Source organism: Anabaena sp. UHCC 0451 (assembly GCF_034931405.1).
Taxonomy (GTDB): Bacteria; Cyanobacteriota; Cyanobacteriia; order Cyanobacteriales; family Nostocaceae; genus RDYJ01.
Window position 1 is genome coordinate 20,813 of sequence record NZ_JAYGHA010000032.1, and the last position, 7,526, is coordinate 28,338.

The following is a 7,526-nucleotide window of genomic DNA, read 5'->3' on the forward strand; positions in this document are numbered from 1 at the left end:
GAGGTAAGTTACTATAGAACGTGTACGAGAAATAGTCTCTCAATCATAGCTATAAATTGTCAAAATTAGTAAATATGTTGTTAAGTGAACATCTTAATTCTAGTAATTTAAAGTCCTTTTCTATTAACGGCTTATTCGGCTATAAGGATGTAAAAATTCCTTTTGATAAAGAAGCTGTGATTCTTATTGCTGAAAATGGTTCTGGTAAAACTACCATTTTGAATGCACTTTACTATTCAATATCTTGTAAATTTAGTAAATTAATTACCATTGATTTTGAGTCAGTAGTGATTGAATTTACATCTGGGGACATCGTTGATATTAAAAAAAGTGATTTAAGATATTCTTCTATAAGTGACAGAAATTCCAGCAAAAAGCCTAATTATAAACCAGCAGAGAGGACATTGAATATCATAAATAATATAACCGAGTATGAGTATGCTATGAATATTAATGTTAATAAGCAACTGGAATTATTTAGAAATGTAGTTGATTTAGATGAGGAAGCAATTAAACAAAAAATCATAACTCCTATCGAGAAAAATTTGAATGAATCAATATTGTATTTTCCCACTTATAGAAGGATTGAAGAAGAGCTAAAAAATTTTGGTAATGAGGAATTAAATTTTGATAAAGAGGATGAGCGATTAATTCAGTTTGGAATGGACGATGTAATTGCAAAATTTGATGAGATTGAAAAAAATATAAAAGATGCAACTTTAGAATTATTACCAAAAGTAAATGGTGAAATGTTAACTCAGTTTGTTGAAGTTACGACACCAACTCAAGAAATGAGGGATAGTATCCAACCTGAAACTTTAAATATAGTATTAAGCAGAATAGGAAATAATATTCCTGAAAATGATAAAAACAAAATAGAAGAACTGGTTAACTCAGGAAAAATAAAAGCTCCTCAATATGATCAACTCGTTTATTATTTATCTAAGCTGCTTGGCTTATATGAACCACAAAAAGAAAAAGATAATTCGATTAAGAAGTTTGCTGAGGTCTGTAATAAATATTTACACAAAAAACGTATTGTTTATGATGAAACAAGTGTAAAAATTTCCATAGAGCAAGAAAGAAATAATCAACCGATAGATATGAAAAATTTATCTTCGGGCGAAAAACAGATTATCTCTTTGTTTTCCAAAATTTATCTTGACTCAGATGATGAATACATAATTTTGTTTGATGAACCTGAGCTTTCTTTGTCTTTAGAATGGCAAAGATTCTTACTTCCTGATATTTTAAAATCAGGTAAGTGTAAACTGCTGTTAGCGGTTACGCATTCACCATTCATTTTTGATAATGAATTAGATGTAAATGCAATAGATTTAGATAATTTTGTCATAGAAAAATAAATGTCAGTAGATAAACTTAGAGAGGCTCGGCGTACTCCAGCATCAGTATTTATGCAATTTACCCGACAATACAAGGAATATGAATCTGCTTTGTATTGCTTTTTTGAAGGTGAAGACGATAAGTATTATGGAATTAGAATAGATAATATAGCTAGACCTACAAAAGATATTTATGCTAATTGTGGTGGGAAAGAAGGAGTTTTAGGTGTTTATAGGTTAATCAATAATAATGAAAGTTATTCTCAGGTTAGAGCAGCATATTTTATAGATAGAGATTTTGATGAATCAATAAAAAATACACAAATAACGGGAGTATATGAAACTTCATGTTACTCAATAGAAAATTTCTATACATCCATTAATAGTTTTTGCAAGATTCTCAGAACTGAATTTAAGCTTGCTGAATCAGATATTGATTTTAATAACTGTAAAAACCTTTATACACAACTCCAAAAAGAATTTCATGATGCAATTGAACTGTTAAATATTTGGATAGCTTGTCAAACAGAAAAACAAGCAAAGCTGAATTTATCTGGTTTTGATATCTCAAAGTTAGTACAGATGGATTTAGATAATATCACAAGCAACTACACAATTAATGAATTGTATACTAAATTTCCAAAAGCAATTGCTGTTACTCAAGAAGAACTAGACTTAAAGAAAAGTGACCTATGTTCACAAGAACGTCAAAAAAGTTTTCGAGGTAAATTTGAGATTTATTTTTTATGCAAAGTTCTTCAAAAACTAATTGAAGAAGCAAATAAAGGAAATCCCAAGTATTTTACTAAAAGAATAAGTATTACCTTAAATGTGAATCCAAAAACAATAAATGTGAATCCAGAAACAATAATTTCTGATTTGTCCCAATATGCTGATACACCAGATTGTCTAGTAGATTATTTAGAATCTTTTAGAACTTCGGTGAATTGAAATTATCATCATAATACTTTGCGTGAAACCTTCATCCGTAGTATTTTATTATTTATAATTAACCAAACTTAGAAAAATCAATCATGCTATATCACCTAGATTTTCACGTCGAATACCCCGACAACATGACACAGCAAGAACTATTTACCATTTGGAGTGAAGAAGCAGATGCAGCACTGCAAGCAAAACAAGCAGGAATTGTTGTAGATTTGTGGAAATGTGTGGGAACTCGTCGAGTGATTGTAATTGTGGATGTTCCCACACCTGACACCCTTGACCAAATTCTCTTAGATTTACCCATCATGAAAAAAATGGGTCAAAATGTGCAAGTAGAAGTAACACCTCTGAGAAAATATGAGGATTTTGCAGCTGATGTTAAAGCTAGATTAGAAACTAGAAAGGTTTAATAGTATCACAAAAGGTGTGCTAACTTATTGCTAACGCACCTAAACACAAAACTCTACTTATTTAAAAATAGTTTCAAAGCCGCAACCAACCTATCCACACTTTCAGGACGACTATTAAAACCCATTAAACCCACACGCCAAACCTTACCTGCTAATTCTCCCAAACCTCCACCAACTTCAATGTTATGCTCAAGTAATAACTGTTTGGCAACGGCTTTTCCATCTACCCCATCAGGAATACAAACAGTAGTTAAAGTTGGTAGTCGGTATTCTTTCTCAACGTGCATTTTTAAACCGATTTCTGTCAAACTTTCCCAAAGATACTCGACATTTGTTTGATGACGTTGCCAACAATTTCCTAAACCTTCTTCTGCTACTAAACGTAATGCTTCCCGTAAACCATAATATAAATTAATCGGGGCTGTGTGATGATATGTGCGTTCAGCACCCCAGTATTTTCCCAACAACAACATATCTAAATACCAATTAGCCACCTTAGATTGACGCTTCTGCAACTTTTCCATTGCCCTGGGACTCATCGTAAACGGTGAAGCACCAGGAGAACAACCTAAACCTTTTTGACTGCAACTATAAGCTAAGTCCACACCCCAGTCATCTAAAAAAATGGGAACACCACCCAAACTAGTCACGGTATCTACTAATAATAAAGTTCCATATTTGCGACACAACTCTCCCACCTCTTCCAATGGTTGACGTGCGCCGGTGGAGGTTTCTGCATGAACTAAAGCTAAAATTGCCGGTTTATGGGTTTCTAACGCTGTGCTAATTTCATCTAAAGAAAAGACTTTTCCCCAAGGTTTAGTAATCTTTCTGACATCTGCGCCATATCTTCCCGCCATATCTACCAGGCGATTTCCAAAGTATCCAGCAACACCAATTAATACCACATCTCCGGGTTCTACGGTGTTAGCTAAAGTAGCTTCCATTGCGGCTGTACCTGTACCGCTAACAGCGATGGTGTGGGGGTTTTCCGTTTGCCATACGTAGCGTAACAAAGATTGAATGTCATCCATCAGGGCTAAAAATGCGGGGTCTAAATGCCCTAATGGTGTGGTGTTCATGGCTTGCAAAACCACAGGATGGGCGTTAGAAGGTCCAGGACCCAGTAATAAACGGTTGGGAACTTCTAAGGGTGAAAGTTGTAATAAGTGACTGTCGTTGAGGGCAATTGTGGATGTCATAATTTATGTGAGGCTAAACGGTAATTAATGGCATGATAAAACGATTAGATTACCAATGTTTTCATCAGCCTCAAGATTGTCTATCATTCGTGGGAAGATGCCATATCTCCAAAGTCTTAAAGTTGATGTAACTAGCTGTAGTTGACGCATCATGAACCAAAAACGTTCTAGCTTAAAACCATTACAAGGGGCAAATAGTACACTCAGGCGCAGGTTAGACTTGAAGGGAGAAGTAGTATTAGCTATAGCACCAACTGGAATTGTACTGCTTGTCTCTACATCCCTCAGTTTTGCTTTAAAAGCTGGTAACATCAATAATCTGGTATTATTTGCTTGGGCGCTGGCAATCACAACAATTTTGGTAGGTTTAGAGCATTATGCTCTTTGGTTATTAGCATATTACAGACACAACTAATTAACAACAAAAATTATGATATTTGCAGGAAAAAGACCTAATAATTTAGGTGTTAAAGATGGTAAGTTAGCACCCTGTCCTCCTAGTCCTAACTGTGTTTGCAGTCAGGCTTCAGATTCACTTCATCAAATTGCACCGCTGAGTTTTACATCAACCCCAGAACAAGCATTATCTCAACTCAAAAGTATTATTATATCTTTACCTAGAACTAAGATAATTGCTGAAACTGAATTTTATTTATATGCAGAATTCAAAACTGCGTTGATGGGATTTGTGGATGATGTAGAATTCCATCTCGACCGTAACTCTAGCATCATTCATGTACGTTCCGCTTCTCGTTTAGGGTATGGAGACTTAGGACTAAATCGCCAACGTATCGAGAAAATTCGCGCTCTGTTTAATCAATCTAATTAACTACAGCAGGGCGTAAATATCCATTTTGTTGAGCAAATTTATCAGCCAGAATTTGCTTATAAACCGCTTCATAACCATCAGCCATCTGTTTGACACTAAAATGATTTTCTACATATTGCCTACAAGCATAACGGTTTAATTGGTCTACTTCATTGATAGCCTGGATACATTCTTGGGTGTTATTACAAAGGAAACCTGTTTCACCATCAGCAATTACTTCTGGAGTTGAACCCATTCGCATTGCAATTACTGGTGTCCCCGCAGCCATTGACTCTACCATTACTAACCCAAAAGGTTCTCTCCAAGTGATAGGAAATAAAGTTGCATAAGCAGCACCCATGATAGCATTTTTCTGAACGTGATTAGCTTCACCTAAATACTGAATTTGCTTACCGTCAATTTGAGGTTTAATTTCTTTTTCAAAAAATTCTACATCTACCGCATCCACTTTACCAGCCATTTTCAACTGCCAACCAGATTTTTTAGCAATCTCAATCGCCAAATGTGGACCTTTTTCTGGAGACATTCTGCCTAAAAATGCTAAATAAGGTGGATTAATTGGTTGAGGATAAAATTCATAACTACTAACATCTATCCCATTGTAAACTGTGGCGACATAATTTAAGCCTAGCCTGGCTTCCCTTTGAGCATCAGAAATACTGATATATGGCTGTTTTTTGGCATATTTAAAGATGATTTCATTGTCTGGGGTAAATATTCCATGCAAGGTGTGAACTGTGGGCGTTTTCACCAAGTTTGTGTATGCTAATGGGTTGTGTCCTGTATGGGAGTGAATAACATCAAATTCTTCGGCTCGCTCATAAACTAAAGCTAATTGTAGCACTTCATAAATACTGTATTCCGTGACGCTTGAATCAAGTCTTAAAGCACGCGGATGAACTGATACTAAATCCGCCAAAGTTAGAGAATCTCCAGATGCAAATAGTGTAACTTCATGTCCTCGTCGCACTAATTCATCCGTTAACAAACCCACTACCAATTCTATTCCACCATAAGCTGGTGGCGGTACTCTCTCCCACAATGGAGCAATCTGAGCAATTCTCATGATCAACCTCCTAAAAGGTAAGAATGTAAATTAGTGGTGTTTATTTTTTGATTTAAATTAATAGCCAGCAACTAACTATAGCAGTAAATCACTTAAAACACCAACTATATGGATAATTGCTTCAAAATCTTATGCCGTAACTTGGATATTTTTTGTCTATCTTAGGTAGGGAAATTATCCTCTACTTAAGACATAAAGTAGTTATAAAAAGACAAAATTCTAACCTTTAAAATTCATGCTTAATTAACAAAAATACGGAAATTATTGCCAAATATCCGATTTATTAGTGAATAATATTTAGAGTGGATTTGATAGATAATTACTTGTAATGTCAGCCTTTATTTTTTGACATTTTCTAATCATAGTCGGTTAAATTACCTGCAAATTCTGTAAACTCAACGTCAAAACCTTGACTATTATGATAAAAATCGTATAATCTAATACAATACTTATAACATTAAGTATATATATGAATATCTCTAACCCAAGCAAAAAAAAGTTGATGACGTGGCAGACGGTTTTTTCACTACTGCTATTTGTGTTCATGTACCTGCCAATTATGGTACTAGGTTTTTATAGCTTCAACCAATCACCCTACAGTGCCACTTGGCAAGGATTCACTCTGGAATGGTATCAAAAACTCTTTACTGATACTCGTATTTTCTCGGCTGTAAATAACAGTTTAATAGTTGCCTTTAGTGCAGTTGCAGTTTCCTCTGTTTTGGGAACATTGATGGCTGTTGGCTTGGCGCGTTATAATTTTCCAGGAAAAAAATTGTATCAGGGTATATCCTATTTACCATTATTAATTCCTGATGTGGCGATCGCAGTTGCAACTCTTGTTTGTTTAGCTGCCTTTGCTATTCCCTTAAGCCTCTGGACTATCGTAGCAGCACATATAGTTTTTTGTCTTGCCTACATCGGACTAGTAGTATCTGCTAGACTTCAGAATTTAGATCCCCATCTGGAAGAAGCCGCACTAGACTTAGGTGCAACCCCAATTCAAGCTTTTATCAAGGTTGTTTTACCCCAATTAATGCCTGGTATTGTTTCTGGTTGCTTACTGGCTTTTGTCCTCAGTTTAGACGATTTTCTCATCTCCAGCTTTACCGCTGGTAGTGGTTCTAATACTCTACCAATGGAAATATTTAGCCGCATCAGAACTGGAGTCAAACCTGATATTAACGCCCTAAGTGTGATGTTAATTTCTATTACTGGTACTGTCGCTGTGATTGCTGAATTAATTCGTGTTTCTGGAGACAAGCAAAATATAAAATAATTAATAATTCTTAGATTTTTGAGAAAACACTAAAGTTTGGCCAGCGACATAAGTTGGCTGAACACCTTAATTTTACTTTAATTTTTCTGTCAAAATACAAAGCCCGTGACGAGGATTGAACTCGTGACCTCACCCTTACCAAGGGTGTGCTCTACCACTGAGCCACACGGGCAAAACTGAACTTAAAAGGAGATTCAGTAAGTTACAAAGCTGAGAATTTTCTTGACACTCAGCTTTTGTACCTTACATCTCTAGAAGTGGTGGGCCGAGCTGGATTTGAACCAGCGTAGGCGTAAGCCAACGGATTTACAGTCCGTCTCCTTTAACCACTCGGACATCGACCCGCTCTGTCCCACGTTTTACCATAGTAGCAGCAGTTTTTGTTATTGGCAAGGGGTTGAGAAAATATTTTTTTAAGAAACCCTGAAAAGCTTGTATGAATAGGATTT

General features: G+C 35.5%; 8 protein-coding genes and 2 tRNA genes. 6 read left to right on the plus strand and 4 right to left on the minus strand.

Annotated elements, in window-relative coordinates; translation table 11 throughout:
• Positions 1–74 precede the first annotated feature (74 nt).
• The 3 genes from VB694_RS20210 to VB694_RS20220 all read left to right on the plus strand — a co-directional run bounded on the left by VB694_RS20210 (position 75) and on the right by VB694_RS20220 (position 2,701).
• Positions 75–1,364, plus strand: a complete 1,290-nt coding sequence (locus tag VB694_RS20210; protein WP_323362128.1) for an AAA family ATPase — start codon at positions 75–77, stop codon at positions 1,362–1,364.
• Positions 1,365–2,294, plus strand: coding sequence for a DUF4435 domain-containing protein (locus tag VB694_RS20215; protein ID WP_323362129.1), 930 nt, complete (start codon positions 1,365–1,367; stop codon positions 2,292–2,294). It abuts the gene before it with no gap.
• An 83-nt stretch (positions 2,295–2,377) separates the two neighbouring features.
• On the plus strand, positions 2,378–2,701 hold the full coding sequence (locus VB694_RS20220) for a muconolactone Delta-isomerase (protein WP_323362130.1): 324 nt from the start codon (positions 2,378–2,380) through the stop codon (positions 2,699–2,701).
• A gap of 53 nt (positions 2,702–2,754) precedes the next feature.
• Here the strand turns inward: VB694_RS20220 and VB694_RS20225 are convergent, their stop codons facing one another.
• Positions 2,755–3,903, minus strand: a complete 1,149-nt coding sequence (locus tag VB694_RS20225) for an alanine--glyoxylate aminotransferase family protein (RefSeq protein WP_323362131.1) — start codon at positions 3,901–3,903, stop codon at positions 2,755–2,757.
• Between the two features lie 151 nt (positions 3,904–4,054).
• Between VB694_RS20225 and VB694_RS20230 the strand changes: the two genes are divergently transcribed.
• Both VB694_RS20230 and VB694_RS20235 read left to right on the plus strand, forming a co-directional pair.
• Positions 4,055–4,318: a hypothetical protein gene (locus VB694_RS20230; protein WP_323362132.1), complete on the plus strand. Its 264-nt coding sequence runs from the start codon at positions 4,055–4,057 to the stop codon at positions 4,316–4,318.
• Between the two features lie 15 nt (positions 4,319–4,333).
• Entirely contained in the window at positions 4,334–4,732 is a 399-nt protein-coding gene (locus VB694_RS20235) for a DUF1499 domain-containing protein (protein ID WP_323362133.1), read from the plus strand.
• Here the strand turns inward: VB694_RS20235 and VB694_RS20240 are convergent.
• Positions 4,725–5,798 (minus strand): glycosyltransferase family 4 protein, encoded by a 1,074-nt coding sequence (locus VB694_RS20240; protein WP_323362134.1) that lies wholly within the window; start codon positions 5,796–5,798, stop codon positions 4,725–4,727. The two genes, VB694_RS20235 and VB694_RS20240, sit on opposite strands and share 8 nt — an antisense overlap.
• Positions 5,799–6,342: 544 nt before the next feature.
• Between VB694_RS20240 and VB694_RS20245 the strand changes: the two genes are divergently transcribed.
• On the plus strand, positions 6,343–7,077 hold the full coding sequence (locus VB694_RS20245; RefSeq protein ID WP_323362135.1) for an ABC transporter permease: 735 nt from the start codon (positions 6,343–6,345) through the stop codon (positions 7,075–7,077).
• A gap of 100 nt (positions 7,078–7,177) precedes the next feature.
• Here VB694_RS20245 and VB694_RS20250 read toward each other — a convergent pair.
• Together VB694_RS20250 and VB694_RS20255 are read right to left on the minus strand one after the other, a co-directional pair.
• Positions 7,178–7,249, minus strand: a tRNA-Thr gene (locus VB694_RS20250).
• An 86-nt stretch (positions 7,250–7,335) separates the two neighbouring features.
• A tRNA-Tyr gene (locus VB694_RS20255) sits at positions 7,336–7,421 on the minus strand.
• Positions 7,422–7,526 lie beyond the last annotated feature (105 nt).